This is a genomic window from Microvirga pakistanensis (genome assembly GCF_004458765.1).
In the GTDB taxonomy this organism is placed as follows: domain Bacteria; phylum Pseudomonadota; class Alphaproteobacteria; order Rhizobiales; family Beijerinckiaceae; genus Microvirga; species Microvirga pakistanensis.
This window is the reverse complement of sequence record NZ_SPJX01000510.1, coordinates 139,157-156,551: the sequence shown is the minus strand read 5'-3', so window position 1 is coordinate 156,551 and position 17,395 is coordinate 139,157. Positions and strand designations below refer to the sequence as shown.

The following is a 17,395-nucleotide window of genomic DNA, read 5'->3' as shown; positions in this document are numbered from 1 at the left end:
CGCCGCCAGCTTTCGGAGAGGACGGTGGCGGCCGAGAGATTTCAATTGAGGAGAGCACCATGTCCCGTGGCGACAAGTCGGCCTATACCGATAAGCAGAAGCGCAAGGCCGAGCACATCGAGGAATCGTACGAAAGCCGTGGCTTATCGGAAAAGGAAGCCGAGCGGCGTGCCTGGGCGACGGTCAACAAGCAGGACGGCGGCGGAAAGAAGAGCGGCTCCGGGCGGCACTGACAGGGTCGGCTGCCTGCCGCCTCGCCGTGTCCTAACGGCATTGTCGCCCCAGGGTGCGACGAAGACGATAGCGCTCATATGAAAGACAGCGTTAAGCGCAGATACGCTGCTTGGGAGCTGTTTTAGGCCTGTGCCGGAGCCGGTATGACGGCAGAGGGAGCCTTCTTCTCCTGAACGTACGGTTCCGGCCGGTTCAGCGCTGCGATCATCACGTATGAGATGATCATCAGCAGGAACCAGGCGCCAAGCTTGGTGAGCGGCACCATCGACCATTCCTTCATCTGATGCGGATAGAGCCACGCGCCCGTGACCGTGCCGATATTCTCGGCAAACCAGATGAAGAGCGAAACCAGCAGGAAGCCGAGCAGAAGCGGCATCCGGCGATGCTGGCGCCAGACCTTGAAGTAGACCACCGTGCGGCCGAAGAGCAGAGCCGTGAGGGCGAACAGCACGAGCCGGACATCCGTGATGTAGTGGTGCGTGAAGAAGTTGATGTAGATCCCCACCGACAGGAGGATCGTGGTCCAGACCGGCGGGTGATGGGTGAAGCGGAAATCGAAGAGGCGCCACACGCGAGCAAGGTAACTGCCCACGGCCGCATACATGAAGCCTGCAAAGAGCGGTGCCGCGCCGATCCTTAGCAGGCTCGCCTCGGGATAGGCCCAGGAGCCGACGGAGGTCTTGAAGATCTCCATGGCGGTGCCGACGGCATGAAAGAGCAGGATGACCTTGGCCTCTTCCAGGGTTTCCAGGCGGGTTGCGATCAAGGACGCCTGGATCAGGATGGCTGCGATGAACAGGAAATCGTAGCGCTCGAGCGGTGAACCTGCCGGATACCAGAGCTTCGTGGCGATCAGCAGGGCCACCATGAGACCGCCGAACAGGCACGCCCATCCTTGCTTGATGCCGAAGCGCAGGAACTCGTAGAGCCCGGCCATCCAGGGGCCTTTGCTCTCGAACGATCGAGCGAGCCTGTCCTCCGCGGCGATGAACCGGGCAGTGAACGGCCAGAGCTTGGCGGAGCTGGGTCGGAGGCTGGCTGGCTTTTGAAACAACATTTCTTTCCTGTGCCATGGACCAGGATCATTGCCAAGCCTAGGGCCCGTATTGCCCCTGGAGAAGCCCCCCAAGGGCGTGTAAGGAGGGAGCCCGTTGTTCTGCCAGGGAGGAAGCCTTGCTCACGAGTTCTGCCGCCGGGGTTTATGTCATCTGCCCCACCCCCTTCGAAAGCGACGGGCGGCTCGATATGGCCTCCACCGACAGGATGGTCGAGGCCTATCTCAAGGCTGGCGCGACGGGCCTGACGATCCTCGGCATCATGGGCGAGGCGCCGAAGCTTACGGCCGATGAGTCGCAGGCCTTCGTCCGCCAAGTCATGAAGGCCGCGTCAGGCCGCGTTCCGGTGATCGTGGGCGTCTCGGCCGCGGGCTTCGCCGCCATGTCGGCTTTGTCCGCAAAGGCGATGGATGCGGGCGCGGCCGGCGTCATGATCGCGCCGCCTTCGACGCTCAGGACCGATGATCAGATCGTGTCCTATTATGCCGATGCGGTGGAGGCGATCGGCGCGGATGTGCCTTTCGTGATCCAGGATTACCCGCTGACCACCAATGTGGTGATGACGCCCAAGGTGATCATGCGCATCATCGAGCAGAATCCTTCCTGCGTCATGCTCAAGCACGAGGACTGGCCGGGCCTCGACAAGATCACGACCCTGCGGCGCGCGAGCGATGCAGGGCAGGTACGCCGCGTTTCCATCCTCTGCGGCAACGGCGGTCTCTTCCTCCCCTTCGAGGTGGAGCGCGGGGCCGACGGCGCGATGACGGGTTATGCCTACCCCGAGATGCTGGTGGGTGTCGTCAATCTCATCAAAGAGGGCAAGCGCAAGGAGGCGCACGATCTCTTCGACCGCCATCTGCCGCTGGTGCGCTACGAAACCCAGCCCGGTGTCGGGCTCGCCGTCCGCAAATACGTGCTCAAGAAGCGTGGGATCATCGCTCACGATACGCTTCGCAAGCCCGGGCCGAAGCTGAGCCCGGAGACCATCTCAGAAATCGACTGGCTGATGCAGCGCATCGAGCGCCCGGAATAAACAAGGAGTCCAAGGGCATGAAGACAGGATTGGAAGGAAAGCGCGCGCTGGTGCTCGGCGCCAGCAAGGGGCTGGGCTTCGGCATCGCCCAGGGCTTGGCGGAGGAGGGCGCGTGCGTCGCCATCGCAAGCCGCACCATGGAGGGTTCCAAGGCGGCCGCCGAGAGGATCGGCCGGAACGTGCTGCCCCTCGTCTGCGATACGGGCAAGGCGGATCAGGTCGACGCCCTCGCCAAGGACGTGACGGACGCCTTCGGGGGCGTCGACATCCTCGTGCTCAACAGCGGCGGCCCGCCTCCCGGAAAGGCGCAGGGCGTATCGTCCGATCAGTGGCGGCAATCGTTCGACGCCATGTTCGTCAATCTGGTACGCATCGCGGATCATCTGCTGCCCGGCATGATCGAGCGCAGGTTCGGCCGCATCATCTCGGTGATCTCGTCCGGCGTCATTCAGCCGATCCCGAATCTCGCGATCTCGAATGCCATCCGCCCCGCGCTGGTCGGCTGGGGCAAGACGCTGTCGAGCGAGGTGGCCTCCTCCGGGGTGACCGTCAACGCCATTGCGCCGGGACGCATTGCGACGGATCGCCTGAAGCAGCTCGATGCGGCGAATGCCGAGCGGACAGGCCGGTCCGTCGAAGACGTGGCCGCCGCCGCTCGGGCCGGGATTCCTGCGGGCCGCTATGGAGAAATCGAGGAGTTCGCTGCCGCCGCCGTGTTCCTGGCGAGCGAGAAGGCTTCCTTCATGACAGGATCGATCCTGCGCGTGGATGGCGGGCAGATCTCGTCCGTGACCTGATCCCACTTAGGGAGAGGCGGGCCCGTGCCTCTCCCGCGGGCCGCCAGGGATAAACGTCCGGCGGTGCCGGTCTGCCTGACCAAGGCCTACTCGGACGTGGGGACGATGAGGCCATTTTCCACCAGCGTGGTCCATGTCTCTTCGGCGCTTTCCGCGAACTGAACCAGCTTTCGATCGTCGGCGCTCACCATGCCGTGATCGAGCAGGGCGTCGAACTTGATGACGGATTGCCAATAGGCCTTGTCGAACAGAACGATCGGCAGAGGCGGCGCCTTGCCGGTTTGGCGGAGGGTCAGGATTTCGAAGAGTTCGTCCAGGGTGCCGAAGCCGCCCGGGAACACGACGAGCGCATTGGCGCGCATCGCCAGGTGCATTTTGCGCATGGCGAAGTAGTGGAAGCGAAAGGTGAGGTCGGGCGTCGAATAGGGATTGGGCTCCTGCTCGTGCGGCAGGGTGATGTTGAAGCCGATGGATGGAGCCCCGACATCGGATGCGCCGCGATTGGCCGCTTCCATGATGCCGGGGCCGCCGCCCGTCGCGATCACGTTGTCACGCACGCCGCCGTTCGCCGTCAAGGCGCCGCCCCGCTTCGAGGCGATGGCTCCGAAGGCGCGGGCCTCTCCGTACCAGTAAGGATGCCGTCCCGGCCCATTCTCTCGCACACGGGCACTCCCGAACACCACGATGGTGGAGCGCACGCCCCAGATGCGCAGGCTCTCCTCGGCTTTCGCATATTCGAGCTGGAACCGGACGCCCCGCATGGAATCCCCCAACAGGAAATCCTGATCGAGGGCTGCCATCCGATAGGAGGCAGAGGCGAGATGGGCCGCGTTGGAGGGCCTTCCGTTATCCATGGGCAGGAGCTCCTGTGTCATGGTCCGCAGAAAGCACATCTCTGTGCTGCGGTTAAGAGCCCAGAGGTCCGGTGGGGATTTCCTGAGGGCTGGACGGAGGAATGCCGACAGGCTCGCCCGGGCTGGGCGCTTCGCTGGGCGTTCCGGGCGGAACGCCCAAGGGCTCGCCGGGGCTCGGAATGCCGGCAGGCCCCGGATCCGGATGGACAGGCTGAGGGGCAGGATTGGGCACGTCGGGCTGCGGCGGCGTCGGATTTGGCGTGTCTGACATGGCCGACCTTCCTTTCAAGATTGGGCAATGCTCCGGTTCGCAACGGAGGATAAAAGGCGTTTGTTCCGGCCGCGTCTTTCACAAGACGTGAGTCGATCCGGCATTGCGTTTTTGTCCCTGGGCTCTACCGTCCCGTTCGCTATATTCACCGCTAGGAAGAGCGAGAAAGCTCTTCGAGGAATCAAGGAGCGCCCGCCTGTGAACCGTCTGTCTTCATTGAATGCCGCGGAGATCCTTCCCATCGACGGCTATCGGGGAGCCCTCGCGGGGCGAGTCTGGCGCCCGGGCATCGGACCCTGTGTAGTGGCCGTGCGGGAGGAGGGGGTGTTCGACATCTCCGGGACCTTCGCGACGATGAGCGAATTGTCCGCGACGGAGAACCCCGCACAGGCGCTGAAGGCGGCACAGGGCGAGAAGATTGCTTCGCTCGACGAGCTCCTGGCCAACACGCCTTCCGGGCGCGATGCCTCGAAGCCTTGGCTGCTGGCTCCGATCGACCTTCAGGTGATCAAGGCGGCCGGCGTCACTTTCGCCGTCTCCATGCTGGAGCGCGTCATCGAGGAGCGGGCGCGGGGCGATGCGAGCGCCGCGGCCGCCATCCGCGCGGAGGTTCTGCGTCTCGTGGGGGATGATCTCAGCCGCCTCAAACCGGGCTCGCCGGAGGCGATGACCCTGAAGGACGTGCTCGTCGCCCAGGGAGCATGGAGCCAGTATCTTGAAGTGGGCATCGGACCCGATGCGGAGGTCTTCACAAAGGCGCCGACGCTTTCGGCTGTAGGCGCTTTCATGGATGCGGGTCTGCACCCCAAATCCACTTGGAACAATCCGGAGCCTGAGGTGGTGATCGTCGTCACGGCCGATGGCAGAATCGTCGGGGCGAGCTTGGGCAACGATGTAAACCTTCGCGATTTCGAGGGCCGATCCGCGTTGCTCTTGTCGAAGGCGAAGGACAACAATGCCTCCTGTGCGATAGGACCGTTCGTACGCTTCTTCGATGAGAGCTTCTCTCTGGACGACGTGCGCAGCACGACGGTGACGTTGACCGTGGAGGGCGAGGATGGCTTCAGGCTCGAAGGCTCGTCGTCCATCATGAAGATCAGCCGCGATCCCGAGGACCTCGTTGCGCAGACGCTCGGGCCTCATCATCAGTATCCCGATGGCTTCGTGCTGTTTCTTGGAACAATGTTCGCGCCGACACAGGATCGTGACCAACCGGGAATGGGATTCACGCACAAGGCAGGCGATATCGTTACGATCGCGGCGCCACAGTTTGGGAGGCTCGTGAACCGGATGAGGCCGAGTTCAGAATGTGAGCCGTGGACATTCGGCCTCGTCGCTTTGATGCGAAATCTCGCAGCGCGTGGTCTGCTGCGGTCTTGATGTTCTTCCTGCGGGTGCGCACGCACGTGAGTATCGTGTGCACCCCATGGATATGTATCCGCGAAATGTTCTGAAATACCTTTACGGTGGGTGTTAACCCCGTTCGCAATTCCTTAGAACCTTCTGATGTATTCCATTGAAGTTTGATTCCCGAGCGCCAACATAAGCGAACACAGGATGTTGTCGGTCTGAAAAGATCCGCTTGTCATCACGCCGGAATGTTTCCGTCTTGCAAGGTATGCCTGCCCGGCATGCATGATATGAACGGAACCTCATTCTGTTGAATGTTGATCAGGCGCGTTCTAAACGCAGACAGAGACCTCGCGCATTGTATCAGAGAGCTTAAAATGGTTGCTTACAGACGTTATCTCATTGCCTCGTCTCTTGCGCGCCTGATCAGGAAAGAGAGAGGCGGCAACCGGGTCACGGAAGGTCATTTCCCGAACCAAGCCGACCGGAGCTCTTTCGTGATCGTAGATGGAGACAAGGGAAGTCTCGTTCTCGTTCACACGGGAGCGAACGGTCCTGTCGAGGAGCGTACGGATGTGCCGCGGGCACATGCGGAGGCCCTTCTCGATGTAACGCCGGGAAAGATCGATTACCTGCTGACGCATCTGACCGTCGGTACGCGTGACGTTCAGATCGCTCGCTTCGTGACGCCGGGACCGCTCGACATGATCTCCGTCTCGTTCGAGAGCGAGGAAGAGGCCCGCGACTTCCGCCCGCTCTCCTGGTTCGGGCCCGACATCACGTCAGATGCCGCTTACCAGAATCGCTCGATCGCCCTCAACGGCCCGCCGCAAGTGCCGGAGGTTCCGCTGACGAACGCATCGCTCAACAGCCTGCTCGACACGCTGGAGAACCGCTACAGCGGTGGACGTGCCTATCCCCAGCAGCCGCCGCAGACCAGGCTCCCGGCTGAGGTCGAACCCGTCCAAGCCCCTGCATCCCCCGCTGGGCCGGCCGACAGAGCGGCGCCCGCCGCGCAAGGCAGGCCCCAGGCGCAACCGGTGCCCCAGCCCTCGACCGACGTGGAGATTGCCGAGGATGAGAGCGACGATCTCAATCTCAGCATCGAGGACAACGTTATCCGCGAGCTGGCACGGTCCCTGCGGCCTCAGAGGCGATAAGAGTTTCAGAAAAAGCCCGGATCGAGAGATCCGGGCTTTTTCAACTTGGCAGAACTACGCAGCTGCCGCCTAGGGACCGGATCTTCTGGCAGAGCTCCTCTCCGCTCTTGCGGGACTCGGCAGGGATGCGGACGCGATAGAACGCTCTTGTTCCGCGATAACGCAGCCTCGTTCCGATGATCATCGGCCGCATATCCTTCAGTACGGATGCATAGGTCGTGCTGGCACGCCTATATGAAGATAGAGCCCGCGCTTTCGAAAAGTTGCCGGCCAACTGAACGCCCCAAGGGGCGAGCGGAGCCTCGATCTCGTCGCCACGTCCGGGCTGACGCAGGACCGCGACGATCTGCAGGCAACCTTCCGGCTGCCTCTCTTCCGGCTCCTGCGCACGGGATTTCTTCAGATCCTCCGCCCATTCCTCTGCCGACCGCCCCGTGATGGAGGCCACATAGTTTCTCGTCTCGGCGGGCAGCTCGCCCCGTCCTTCCAGCCACGAGGAGACCCGTGCGGGCCCGCCGTTATAGGCCGCTGCCGCCAAGCCGAGATTGCCGAAGCGCTTCGAAAGCTCGGCGATCAGCTCCGCGGCTGCGGGGATTGCCTGCTCCGGGTCGAACGGGTCGGCCAGTCCGCGCTCCCTCGCGGTGCCGGGCATGAATTGCGCGACGCCTTGAGCCCCGGCCGGGCTCACGACGCTCGTGCGGAATGAGCTTTCCTGCCAGATCAGCCGGGTCAGGAAGCCGCGTGGAAGGTCCTGGCGTTGCGCCGCTCCCTCGATGAGACGGCACAACGCCTGCTCGACGGTTTCCCCCGCATTCGACGTGGCGGCCCAACCCGTCTCGCAGACAGCGAGAACTCCACAGAGTGGCAACAGCCAGACACGCATGTCACATCCCGTAAGAACAAGTCTTGCCGTAAGAACAAGTCTTGCAGCTTGAGAAGAGTCGAAGCCTAGAGCATCGGACCCAAAAGTGGATTCTACCTTTGGGATCTCATCCGATTCTCCACCTTTAGAGGAGAGCATCGTCCGGCGCCCTCCGGGTCCGCACGAACGATGCTTTAGAGATAGGCGATCATTCTTCCGGCCAAGAGGGTGGCGATCCACGCGATCAAGGAAGTGAGAGCATAAAAGCGTGCGTCCGGCGGCAACACGCCTGTGCGCAGCGCAGCGCCGAAGCGGAAATGGAAGAGGGCGACGTTGGCGAGTCCGACGGCGATGAATGCCAGCTTCGCATAGAAGGCCGGATTGGTGCCGAGGGCCCGCGCCTCGACGGCCAGAAGAAGAATGCCCGAGGGAACTTGCAGCGCGAGCCCCGAGGCCGCAAGCGGGATGGCATAACGGCCTACCTGCTGCGCATTCTTTCCGTGCTCCGCCAGGACCTTGAGATCGAAGACCGCGATGCCCCCCACGACAAAGGCGGCTCCGAGGACGTGAAGCAGGTTAGCGGCCGTATAGAGCCATGCCGAATGGCGACCGGCATGGCCCAGCCAGGATGTCTCCAACGCGGCCAGTATCTCGAGATACATGACGCTAGCGCAGTTCGAACGTCTTGCCGCCGACGACAATTCTCTCTGCTCGCATTTCGCCCTCGACCCGGGTCGAGGGATAGCCTTCGAGGGTGACCCGAGTACCGGGCTTGATCATGTCGGGGTCCAGCCCGCGGGCGTTCATGCGGAAGGGGGGCGCCAGAACCGCCTCCCAGTTCTCGTTCCCATGCCTGACGGCGACGGTCACATGCGGGTTCTGCCAATTGGCCTGTTGAACTGCGCTCGTGATGGAAATCGGTCTGGCTGCGTCGTAGCTGCCCCAGCCATGGTGGGCGAGGGCGAAGCCGCCGGTCAACAGGCCGCCGGTCAACGATAAGACGAACAGAGGACGCTTCATGGTGGAATCCCTGTGCTCTGTCGGGCCCGAACGAGCCCTCCTCCTGCACAAGCGTTCCCGTGAAGAGCGGCGCCGTCAAGACGCGACGCCGGAATTCCGGCTCGGATCAGTGACTTGTGATCGAATGCAACAGGGTTGACCCTTTGAGCATGTCCGGGGATATGCTGGCTCCAGCGAATCACAACTCTGTTTCCGGTGGTGTCATGGCTTCCTTCTTGAAAGATCTTTGGGCGCGTTTTTCGGGGGCGGGTGAACGGGACAGGGCCAGCGAGGTCGTTGCTGACGCGGTCGAGTACAAGGGGTTTCGCATCCGGCCCGCGCCTTATGCATCGAAGGGGCAGTATCAGACCGCCGGAGTGATCGAGAAAGACTCCGAAGCGGGCGTGAAGGAGCATCGTTTCGTGCGCGCCGAGACGCATGCAAGCAAGGATGACGCGGTGGCCTTCGCCATCGTCAAGGGCAAGCAGATCATCGACGAGCAGGGCGAACGCATTTTCACCTGACGGAGATTGTTGCAATTGCTTCCGGTCTATTCCCTTTCGTGAGGCCTGCATCAGGTAATCCCTTTCGCCGCATCTGAACAACGCCGCGAACCTCGTGGTGTCGTCGAGTGTTGGCTCGGAGCCGGCCAATCGCCGCATCAGGAAGGGAGCACCAGATGGCTAAAAGCCCCAAAGAACCCACACCCGGCAAATCCTCGGCATCGGAGGCATCCGACCAGGTTCTCACGAACCGGCAGGGTCATCCCATCACCAACAACCAATCGCAGCGTACGGTCGGCTCACGTGGTCCGGCGACGTTGGAAAATTACCAGTTCCTCGAGAAGATCACGCATTTCGACCGCGAGCGGATTCCGGAGCGTGTGGTCCATGCCCGGGGCTTCGTATGCTACGGAGAGTTCGAAGCCACCGGCAAGATCGGCGATGAGCCTGCGTCCAAATACACTCGCGCCAAGCTGTTTCAGGAGGCCGGCAAGAAGACGCCGCTCGCGATCCGCTTCTCGACCGTGATCGGCGGCCGCGATTCCTCCGAGGTGGCGCGCGATCCGCGCGGCTTTGCCGTGAAGTTCTACACGGAGGACGGCAACTGGGACCTGGTGGGCAACAACTTGGCCGTTTTCTTCATCCGCGATGCGATCAAGTTCCCGGATGTCATTCATTCCCTCAAGCCCGATCCCGTCACATTCCGCCAGGAGCCGAACCGGATCTTCGACTTCATGAGTCAGACGCCGGAATCCATGCACATGCTGACGCACCTGTTCAGTCCGCGCGGCATTCCGGCGAGCTATCGGCACATGGAGGGCTTCGGCGTCAACACTTACAAGATGGTCAACGCGCAGGGCGACACGGTGCTGGTGAAGTACCATTTCCATCCGCGTTGCGGCCTGGCGAGCCTGACCGCCGAAGAGGCTGCCAAGGTTCAGGGGCAGGATCTCGGCTCCGCTTCCAAGGATCTCTACGAGGCCATCGAGCGTGGCGAGTATCCGCAATGGGACGTCTATGTGCAGATCATGGAAGATCATGATCACCCGGAGCTGGATTGGGATCCGCTGGACGATACCAAGATCTGGCCGGAAAAGGATTTTCCGCTCCGACACGTCGGCGTGATGACGCTCAACCGCAACGTCCAGGATCACTTCAACGAGAACGAGCAGATCGCCATGGGGACGGGTGTCCTGGTGGACGGTCTCGACTTCTCGGACGACAAGATGCTGGTCGGGCGCACCTTCTCCTACTCGGACACCCAGCGCTACCGCGTCGGCACCAATTATCTCCAGCTGCCTGTCAACCAAGCCAAGAACGCCAAGGTTGCCACGAACCTGAATGGCGGCCAGATGTCGTTCGGTCGTGATCTCGCACCGGGCCAGAACCCGCATGTGAACTTCGAGCCTTCGATTCACAACGGCCTGCACGAGTCGCCGCGCGAGGAGCCGAACAATCCTCCCGAGATCCGCGGACGCCTGACCCGCAGCGTGATCGAGCGCCGCAATGACTATATTCATGCACGCGGGCGCTACTGCACCATGATGGATTGGGAGCGCGACGACCTGGTGCTCAACATGGGCACGCTGCTCGGCCAGTGCGAGCGGGACGTGCAGGAGCGGATGGTGTGGCACCTGCTGCTGGTGCATGACGATTACGGGACCCGTGTCGGGCAGATGATCGGCATCACGGCCGACGACGTTCGCCACCTTCCGCCGTTGCCGAAGCAGGTGCTGACCGACGAGGACAAGCGCCGGCTCCAGAACCTCGGCAACAACGGCGACAAGATCGACCCGACCGTCTGGGGTCAGTGGACGAGCTCCGTCAAGAACTACAAGGCCTCCGCCGAGGAGGTCCTGGGCGGCATGCGCAATGTGCCGACCGAGCCGGCGACCCGTCAGGCGGCGGAGTAGGGAACGTTCGACGGAAACGAGCCGGATCGGACCGGCTCGTTTTCAGGCGTGATGTCTGCCCTCGGCGCTTTGGCTTCCGTGCCTTTCCGCATACACCTTCGTGAATTCGGCGCCGAACAGCAGGATGAGCGACGAGTAGTAGATCCAGAGCAGAATCGTGATGATGGAGGCCGCTGCCCCATAGCTCGAGGCGATATTGCTCTTGCCGAGATAGTACCCGATCAGGAACTTGCCGAATGTGAACAGCAGAGCCGTGACCAGAGACCCGGTCCATACGTCGCCCCAGGTGATGTCCACGTTCGGCAGCAATTTGAAGATCATGGCGAAGAGCAGGACGGCGATCACGAAGGCGACGAGGCTGTTGAGAAAGCGCAGGATCATCGTCGCGCCGGAGAAGCTGGGCTCGATATAGACGCTGACCGCGGACAGTCCGGCGTCGATGATCAAAGAGACGAGGAGGAGAAAGCCGATCCCAAGGACGAGGGTGAGGCTGATGAGCCGGGTCTGCAGGAAATTGATTAGGCCGGAGCCTTCCGGCATCTTCGCCTTCCAGATGATGTTCAAATTGTCCTGCAACTCGATGACGGCACCCGTGACCAGCAGCAGGAAGGTGACGATGCCGACGGCTGAGCCGATAATGCCTGATCCCACGTTGCTGGCGCTGGCGATCATCGCCTCCAGGGTGGAGGCCTCGTTCTGTCCGATCATCCCGCCGAGCTCGGACACGATGGCGCCCTGCGCGGCCTCCCGGCCAAAGGCCAGTCCCGCCACGGCGATGGCCGCGAGCAGCATCGGCGCCAGGGAAAAGACCGTGAAGAAAGCAATCGAAGCCCCAAGGCTCATGGCGCGGTCGTTCCACCATCCCTCGAACGCCGCCTTGAGAAGTCGCCCTGTTTCGGAAAGCATGCCTGCGCCGTCTACTGCCGCTAAGGCGGGGATGTGAGCCGTCTGCCTTGGCCGTTAACTGGCAGGATCCTTGTCTTGTTCCTCGTCGAAGCCGAGTCGATGCGGATGGTCGAGATAGCTCTGCAGCAGGGCACCATAGTTATGAGCGGCAAGGCGCAGCCGATCTTCCTCTTCGGTCCCCTTGAGGGCATCCGCCGCCATGTCATGGGCGCCAAGCTGGAAGGCGAGATAGCAGGGGAGCATGAACGAGAGGAGAGCAAGGGAAACTGGGCGGGCGCTCTCTTCCTGAACGACTGCGCAGAGGTCTCTGGTCCGCCGATCCGACAGGCCGAACTCGACGGCCGCTCCGGCAATGTCCCACGTGATGTCCTGGCAGCCGACCAGATCATGCGCGGCGCAATGATCGAGCGCGTCGGTTTTGATCATCTTACCATCGACCAGGATCCATTCCCGGGCCTGCATGCGGTTGTCGGTCAGAACCCGGTTCACGGTGCCGGAAAGGGTGGTCGCATTCTGCAGGAGGGGAGCCAGAGCGGCGCGGGCCGGCTCTCCCAAGGCTTGCTTGACGTTATGGAGGGCCATGTCGCGAAGCCCGATCAGCGATGCTCCCTGACGCGACCGGGCCGGCAAATGCCGCGCCCGGAAACCGAGATAGGCTCCAATGCGTCTCACGAGCCGATCCCGGGCGATCGGGTGCCGGTCGAGGGAATGCGCTTGCTCGTGCCAGCGCTCGACAAGGAAGCCGTGGCAACGGCCCGCGACTTCGGGTGTGAAGCCCGCTTCATACAATCGCCGGGCCAGCGCATGCTTCTCCAGGCCGATGTCGCCGAGTCCGGCAAACTTGACGAGCCAGATTCCACCCTCGGTGCGTGCCAGAAACTTCCGGCGCTCCTGCTGGATATTCGCGGCAGGCCAAGTCGAACGGTTCCGGTACCGCAGTTCACGCCACGCCCCGCCGGAGATGTCCCGGAAACTCCCCTTCAAAGGACCGACAAGCCCCTCTACCCAGCGTCTGAGATGCGGGTGATCTTCATGGCAGAGCAGCTGGTCCATGCCGACCACATGGCGCGGCGCGCCGTCCCAGCGTTCGCGATGTTCGGGCCTCGCCTGCGGGCCCAGCGGTCCCGCGTGGCTCGGGAAGAAATGGATACGCTGCCGGGAGACCCCGGCCGCCTCAAGCCAGTCCGCAACCGCGCCGAACGAGCTGCCGGACAGGCCGGGGCCCTCATCCACGACGGCGAAGGCTGCGTCCGGATCCTGCGTCAGCATCGCGGTGACCTCGGAGTCGACGTCGACCTCCCGCCGGAAAGGATGGCCGACCGGACGCAGGGTCAAGGCGGCGCGGGCGCCCAGGGCCGCGGCGACGAGGGCGCTCAGGCCCGCGCCGATGCTGCGAATGCCGATGACCTGCGTATTCGTGCCGAGGCCGGAGCGTACGGCTGCCTCCACATAGCTTTCCGGGTACAGGGCGTAGAACGCGTAACCCTCCGCCTGTTTGGTCCGTATCGTCAGGCTGGAATCGAAGCTCAGCAGTTCGTCCCTGAAGACTTCCGGCAGGGCGGCCTGCGAAAAGCCGCTCTGCCAGGATTGCACGATGCCGTGCGCCAGAAGGGACAGGCACTCGATGCCCTTGGCGTGGACGGCTGAAAGGGTGTCGAGCCCACGTGCCTCGAAGTCGGCATCGATGACGGCCTGGACCAGCTCGCTCGTGCCGATGAAGGCGGCGACCAGGGCCGCATGCCGCTCGCCGCCGGGCGGCAAGGCGCTCATCCTGTCGAGATGGGCCAGGATCGAGTCCTGCTTGTCGCGCACCGTCTCGATGCATTCCACATCGCCAAAGACCAACATCGGATGCCGTCCGGGCGCCGGTCGATCAAGCCGCCGCTTCCTGCTTCAGCGAGGCCATGTCGATCACGAAGCGGTATTTGACATCGCTCTTGAGCATGCGCTCATAGGCCTGGTTGATGGACTGGATCGGGATCATCTCGATCTCCGACGTGATCCCGTGCTGGGCGCAGAAGTCGAGCATCTCCTGCGTCTCGGCGATGCCGCCGATCAGCGACCCGGCCAGTTGGCGGCGCTTCATGATGAGGTTGAACACCGTCGTCGCGGGATGCGGCTCGGCAGGTGCGCCAACCAGCACCATCGCGCCGTCGCGGGCGAGAAGCACAAGGTAGGAATCGAGGTCGTGCGGCGCCGCGACCGTATCGAGGATGAAATTGAAGCTGTTGCGGTGGGCCGCCATCGCCTCCTTGTCCCGAGAGACCACGACTTCATGCGCGCCCAAGGCCAGCGCGTCGTCGCGCTTGTTGGGCGAGGTGGTGAAGAGCACCACGTGCGCCCCCATGGCGCGGGCGAGCTTGACGGCCATATGGCCCAACCCTCCGAGCCCGACGATGCCGACCTTTTGGCCCGCTTGAACCCGCCAGCGGCGCAGGGGGGAATAGGTGGTGATCCCGGCGCAGAGCAGAGGGGCCGCCGCCGCAGGATCGAGGCCGTCAGGAATGCGGAGGACGAAGCCCTCGTCAACGACGATCACATCGGAGTATCCGCCATAAGTGTTGGCTCCGGTGCCCTGCTCAGGGCCGTTATAGGTTCCCGTGAAACCGGCCTCACAATACTGCTCCAGGCCCTCGCGGCAGCTGCTGCAGGTGCGGCAGGAATCCACCATGCATCCGACACCGACAAGATCGCCTTCCTTGAACTTGCGAACGCCACTTCCGACCCGGGTGACACGACCAACGATTTCGTGACCGGGAAGGCTGGGATAGAGCGTGCCTCCCCACTCGGCACGAACGGTATGGAGGTCCGAGTGGCAGACGCCGCAATAGAGAATGTCGATCTGAACATCGCGCTCCCGCGGTTCCCGGCGTTCGAAGCTGAACGGAGCAAGCGGTGTTGTGGCGTCCTGAGCGGCGTAGCCGAAAGCTTTGAGCACGGGAATCTCCGTTTTTGGGATGAGCCTGAGAGAGGCGGCAGCGGGGGCAGGTCACAGCCTTCTGCTGCACCAAACGATAGGTTAGGCGGCGGTGACGTCAATGAGCCTAGGTCCCATTCCAGCCTGCTCCTGTGCCGAGACTGCGCTGGATCCCGTTGACAGTGACACTATAACATGAAAAATCGGGTGTGTGCTTCTAGTATTCGCCGGCTTGCGATCTACCTCCATAAGAAGAGGGTCTTTCCAGGCCGAGCGGATACAGCTGCTTTAGATCCGGCGGCAAAGCGGCACATCAGAATTCGGTGTTTGATAAAAACTTTAACTTGCCGTGCCAGCATCAATCCGCGAGGCTAGGTGGGAAAGACGGCTCGCTATCATCACGGGCGCTCCTTCGCAGATCCGAGCGCCGTGATCATATCGCGGAAGCTGCCAGCAAAGAGGGGAAGCTGCCATAGGCACGTTCTGACGCATCATCGCACCGCCGGTCTGGGCAACCTTAGCGGTGCAGAATCGTTATCTCTGAGAGGGATCTGAATTCGGTGGCGCCATGCATCACTCCGACGACCTGTTCTCGAGTTTCCTGAAGTCCTACGAAAACCGCCGCGAGGCGGACATGTCCCTTGCGGAGTACCTGAACGGGTGCCGCGACAACCCCATGATGTATGCCAGCGCTCCGGAGCGAATTCTGGCGGCCATCGGCGAGCCCGAACTCGTCGACACGTCCAAGGACGCGCGCCTCGGCCGCATCTTCATGAACCGGACCATTCGCGTTTATCCGGCCTTCTCCGAGTTCTACGGCATGGAAGAGACGATCGAGATGATCGTGAGCTTCTTCCGTCACGCCGCTCAGGGGCTGGAGGAGCGCAAGCAGATCCTTTACCTCCTTGGCCCCGTCGGCGGCGGCAAATCCTCTCTCGCCGAGCGCCTCAAGGCGCTGATGGAGGTGCATCCGATCTACGTTCTCAAGGCCGGCGACGAGATCAGCCCCGTCTTCGAGAGCCCGTTGGCTCTGTTCGATCCGGAGCAGATGGGGCCGGGGCTGGAAGAGCGGTACGGCATTCCGAGGCGGCGCCTGACCAACCTGCTGAGCCCTTGGGCCATCAAGCGGCTCGACGAGTTTCGCGGGGACATCTCCAAATTCCGGGTGGTGAAGATCAACCCGTCGCGGCTACGCCAGATCGCAATCGCAAAGACGGAGCCGGGCGACGAGAACAATCAGGATATCTCCTCCCTCGTCGGCAAGGTCGATATCCGCAAGCTCGAGACTCTCTCCCAGGCGGATCCGGATGCGTACAGCTATTCGGGCGGTCTCAACCGCGCTAATCAGGGCATCCTCGAATTTGTCGAGATGTTCAAGGCGCCGATCAAGATGCTCCACCCCCTCCTGACAGCGACTCAGGAAGGGAACTATGTCGGGACGGAAAATATCGGCTCCATTCCGTTCACGGGCATCATCCTGGCGCATTCCAACGAAGCGGAGTGGCAGAGCTTCAAGTCCAACAAGAACAACGAGGCGTTCATCGATCGCATTTATGTGATCAAGGTGCCGTACTGCCTGCGGGTCACCGAGGAGCAGAAGATCTATGAAAAATTGATCCGGAGCTCCGAGCTGGCGGAGGCCCCGTGTGCTCCTGCCACGCTGCAAATGCTCGCCCGATTTTCGGTTCTGTCGCGGCTGCGGCCTCACGAGAACTCGAACTTCTATTCCAAGATGCGGGTCTATGACGGCGAGAGCTTGCGCGAGGTCGACCCGCGCGCGCGCAGCCTTCAGGAGTACAAGGATGCGGCCGGCGTCGACGAGGGCATGGACGGGATCTCCACCCGCTTCGCCTTCAAAGTTCTGGCGGCGACCTTCAACCACGATACCATCGAGGTGGCGGCCGATCCGGTCCATCTCATGTACGTTCTCGAGCAATCGCTCCGTCGCGAGCAGCTGCCGCAGGATGTGGAAAGGCGCTATCTCGAATTCATCAAAGGCGAGCTCGCCCCGCGCTATGCCGACTTCATCGGCCACGAGATTCAGAAGGCCTACCTGGAATCCTACCATGATTACGGCCAGAATCTCTTCGACCGCTATGTTGCCTATGCGGATGCCTGGATCGAGGATCAGGACTTCAAGGATCCGGATACCGGCCAGCTTCTCAACCGTGAACTCCTGAACCAGGAGCTCACCAAGATCGAAAAGCCGGCAGGAATCGCCAACCCGAAGGATTTCCGCAACGAGGTGGTGAAGTTCTCGCTGCGGGCGCGGGCTGGCAACAACGGGCGCAATCCTTCCTGGACGAGCTACGAAAAGATCCGTGACGTCATCGAGCGGCGCATGTTCTCGCAGGTCGAGGAGCTTCTGCCGGTCATCAGCTTCGGATCGAAGAAGGACAGCGAAACCGAGAAGAAGCACGGCGAGTTCGTGCAGCGCATGATGGAGCGTGGCTATACCGAGCGGCAGGTGAGACGCTTGGTGGAATGGTACATGCGTGTGAAGCAGGCGGGCTGACAGAAAGCGGAGGCAGAGCAGGCGTT

Annotated in this window: 17 protein-coding genes; 8 read left to right on the top strand and 9 right to left on the bottom strand. The window is 62.3% G+C overall.

Annotated elements, in window-relative coordinates:
* Nucleotides 1-59 precede the first annotated feature (59 nt).
* Nucleotides 60-233: a hypothetical protein gene (locus E4K09_RS29380; protein ID WP_166802463.1), complete on the top strand. Its 174-nt coding sequence runs from the start codon at nucleotides 60-62 to the stop codon at nucleotides 231-233.
* 122 nt (nucleotides 234-355) lie between these two features.
* Here E4K09_RS29380 and E4K09_RS23175 read toward each other — a convergent pair whose 3' ends face one another.
* A complete protein-coding gene (locus E4K09_RS23175) occupies nucleotides 356-1,291 on the bottom strand; it encodes a DUF817 domain-containing protein (RefSeq protein ID WP_134500049.1) in 936 nt (311 codons plus the stop codon).
* 116 nt (nucleotides 1,292-1,407) lie between these two features.
* On the opposite strand from E4K09_RS23175, the gene E4K09_RS23170 reads away from it, so the two are divergent.
* Both E4K09_RS23170 and E4K09_RS23165 read left to right on the top strand, forming a co-directional pair.
* On the top strand, nucleotides 1,408-2,322 hold the full coding sequence (locus tag E4K09_RS23170) for a dihydrodipicolinate synthase family protein (RefSeq protein ID WP_134500048.1): 915 nt from the start codon (nucleotides 1,408-1,410) through the stop codon (nucleotides 2,320-2,322).
* A gap of 17 nt (nucleotides 2,323-2,339) precedes the next feature.
* Nucleotides 2,340-3,119, top strand: coding sequence for an SDR family oxidoreductase (locus E4K09_RS23165; protein ID WP_134500047.1), 780 nt, complete (start codon nucleotides 2,340-2,342; stop codon nucleotides 3,117-3,119).
* A gap of 86 nt (nucleotides 3,120-3,205) precedes the next feature.
* Here E4K09_RS23165 and E4K09_RS23160 read toward each other — a convergent pair whose 3' ends face one another.
* Both E4K09_RS23160 and E4K09_RS23155 read right to left on the bottom strand, forming a co-directional pair.
* Nucleotides 3,206-3,973, bottom strand: coding sequence for an LOG family protein (locus E4K09_RS23160; protein ID WP_134500046.1), 768 nt, complete (start codon nucleotides 3,971-3,973; stop codon nucleotides 3,206-3,208).
* A 52-nt stretch (nucleotides 3,974-4,025) separates the two neighbouring features.
* On the bottom strand, nucleotides 4,026-4,244 hold the full coding sequence (locus E4K09_RS23155) for a hypothetical protein (RefSeq protein WP_134500045.1): 219 nt from the start codon (nucleotides 4,242-4,244) through the stop codon (nucleotides 4,026-4,028).
* A gap of 207 nt (nucleotides 4,245-4,451) precedes the next feature.
* Here E4K09_RS23155 and E4K09_RS23150 point away from each other — a divergent pair, with 207 nt between their 5' ends.
* Nucleotides 4,452-5,624, top strand: a complete 1,173-nt coding sequence (locus tag E4K09_RS23150; RefSeq protein ID WP_166802470.1) for a fumarylacetoacetate hydrolase family protein — start codon at nucleotides 4,452-4,454, stop codon at nucleotides 5,622-5,624.
* Between the two features lie 347 nt (nucleotides 5,625-5,971).
* A complete protein-coding gene (locus E4K09_RS23145; RefSeq protein ID WP_166802462.1) occupies nucleotides 5,972-6,754 on the top strand; it encodes a CYTH domain-containing protein in 783 nt (260 codons plus the stop codon).
* 40 nt (nucleotides 6,755-6,794) lie between these two features.
* On the opposite strand, the gene E4K09_RS23140 is transcribed toward E4K09_RS23145, so the two are convergent.
* From E4K09_RS23140 to E4K09_RS23130, 3 genes are all read right to left on the bottom strand, one after another.
* Complete coding sequence (locus E4K09_RS23140) at nucleotides 6,795-7,637, bottom strand: lytic transglycosylase domain-containing protein (RefSeq protein ID WP_134500042.1); 843 nt, start codon at nucleotides 7,635-7,637, stop codon at nucleotides 6,795-6,797.
* 173 nt (nucleotides 7,638-7,810) lie between these two features.
* Nucleotides 7,811-8,278 (bottom strand): hypothetical protein, encoded by a 468-nt coding sequence (locus tag E4K09_RS23135; RefSeq protein ID WP_134500041.1) that lies wholly within the window; start codon nucleotides 8,276-8,278, stop codon nucleotides 7,811-7,813.
* A gap of 4 nt (nucleotides 8,279-8,282) precedes the next feature.
* Nucleotides 8,283-8,636, bottom strand: a complete 354-nt coding sequence (locus E4K09_RS23130) for a DUF6152 family protein (RefSeq protein WP_134500040.1) — start codon at nucleotides 8,634-8,636, stop codon at nucleotides 8,283-8,285.
* Nucleotides 8,637-8,785: 149 nt separating this feature from the next.
* Here E4K09_RS23130 and E4K09_RS23125 point away from each other — a divergent pair, with 149 nt between their 5' ends.
* A complete protein-coding gene (locus E4K09_RS23125; protein ID WP_244610647.1) occupies nucleotides 8,786-9,139 on the top strand; it encodes an HlyU family transcriptional regulator in 354 nt (117 codons plus the stop codon).
* Nucleotides 9,140-9,294: 155 nt separating this feature from the next.
* On the top strand, nucleotides 9,295-11,031 hold the full coding sequence (locus tag E4K09_RS23120; protein WP_134500039.1) for a catalase: 1,737 nt from the start codon (nucleotides 9,295-9,297) through the stop codon (nucleotides 11,029-11,031).
* A gap of 42 nt (nucleotides 11,032-11,073) precedes the next feature.
* Here the strand turns inward: E4K09_RS23120 and E4K09_RS23115 are convergent, their stop codons facing one another.
* From E4K09_RS23115 to E4K09_RS23105, 3 genes are read right to left on the bottom strand one after another with little or no spacing between them, the layout of a single operon-like run.
* On the bottom strand, nucleotides 11,074-11,937 hold the full coding sequence (locus E4K09_RS23115; protein ID WP_134500038.1) for a YihY/virulence factor BrkB family protein: 864 nt from the start codon (nucleotides 11,935-11,937) through the stop codon (nucleotides 11,074-11,076).
* A gap of 54 nt (nucleotides 11,938-11,991) precedes the next feature.
* A complete protein-coding gene (locus E4K09_RS23110) occupies nucleotides 11,992-13,785 on the bottom strand; it encodes a hypothetical protein (protein ID WP_134500037.1) in 1,794 nt (597 codons plus the stop codon).
* A gap of 25 nt (nucleotides 13,786-13,810) precedes the next feature.
* Nucleotides 13,811-14,875, bottom strand: a complete 1,065-nt coding sequence (locus E4K09_RS23105) for an NAD(P)-dependent alcohol dehydrogenase (RefSeq protein WP_134500036.1) — start codon at nucleotides 14,873-14,875, stop codon at nucleotides 13,811-13,813.
* Between the two features lie 547 nt (nucleotides 14,876-15,422).
* On the opposite strand from E4K09_RS23105, the gene E4K09_RS23100 reads away from it, so the two are divergent.
* Nucleotides 15,423-17,369: a PrkA family serine protein kinase gene (locus E4K09_RS23100; protein ID WP_134500035.1), complete on the top strand. Its 1,947-nt coding sequence runs from the start codon at nucleotides 15,423-15,425 to the stop codon at nucleotides 17,367-17,369.
* Nucleotides 17,370-17,395 lie beyond the last annotated feature (26 nt).

What these genes read in the sequence shown, in the direction of transcription:
- E4K09_RS29380 (WP_166802463.1), top strand. Translation starts at nt 60, where the DNA reads ATGTCCCGTGGCGACAAGTCGGCCTATACCGATAAGCAGAAGCGCAAG.
- E4K09_RS23175 (WP_134500049.1), bottom strand. Translation starts at nt 1,291, where the DNA reads ATGTTGTTTCAAAAGCCAGCCAGCCTCCGACCCAGCTCCGCCAAGCTC.
- E4K09_RS23165 (WP_134500047.1), top strand. Translation starts at nt 2,340, where the DNA reads ATGAAGACAGGATTGGAAGGAAAGCGCGCGCTGGTGCTCGGCGCCAGC.
- E4K09_RS23160 (WP_134500046.1), bottom strand. Translation starts at nt 3,973, where the DNA reads ATGGATAACGGAAGGCCCTCCAACGCGGCCCATCTCGCCTCTGCCTCC.
- E4K09_RS23155 (WP_134500045.1), bottom strand. Translation starts at nt 4,244, where the DNA reads ATGTCAGACACGCCAAATCCGACGCCGCCGCAGCCCGACGTGCCCAAT.
- E4K09_RS23145 (WP_166802462.1), top strand. Translation starts at nt 5,972, where the DNA reads ATGGTTGCTTACAGACGTTATCTCATTGCCTCGTCTCTTGCGCGCCTG.
- E4K09_RS23140 (WP_134500042.1), bottom strand. Translation starts at nt 7,637, where the DNA reads ATGCGTGTCTGGCTGTTGCCACTCTGTGGAGTTCTCGCTGTCTGCGAG.
- E4K09_RS23135 (WP_134500041.1), bottom strand. Translation starts at nt 8,278, where the DNA reads ATGTATCTCGAGATACTGGCCGCGTTGGAGACATCCTGGCTGGGCCAT.
- E4K09_RS23130 (WP_134500040.1), bottom strand. Translation starts at nt 8,636, where the DNA reads ATGAAGCGTCCTCTGTTCGTCTTATCGTTGACCGGCGGCCTGTTGACC.
- E4K09_RS23125 (WP_244610647.1), top strand. Translation starts at nt 8,786, where the DNA reads ATGTCCGGGGATATGCTGGCTCCAGCGAATCACAACTCTGTTTCCGGT.
- E4K09_RS23120 (WP_134500039.1), top strand. Translation starts at nt 9,295, where the DNA reads ATGGCTAAAAGCCCCAAAGAACCCACACCCGGCAAATCCTCGGCATCG.
- E4K09_RS23115 (WP_134500038.1), bottom strand. Translation starts at nt 11,937, where the DNA reads ATGCTTTCCGAAACAGGGCGACTTCTCAAGGCGGCGTTCGAGGGATGG.
- E4K09_RS23110 (WP_134500037.1), bottom strand. Translation starts at nt 13,785, where the DNA reads ATGTTGGTCTTTGGCGATGTGGAATGCATCGAGACGGTGCGCGACAAG.
- E4K09_RS23100 (WP_134500035.1), top strand. Translation starts at nt 15,423, where the DNA reads ATGCATCACTCCGACGACCTGTTCTCGAGTTTCCTGAAGTCCTACGAA.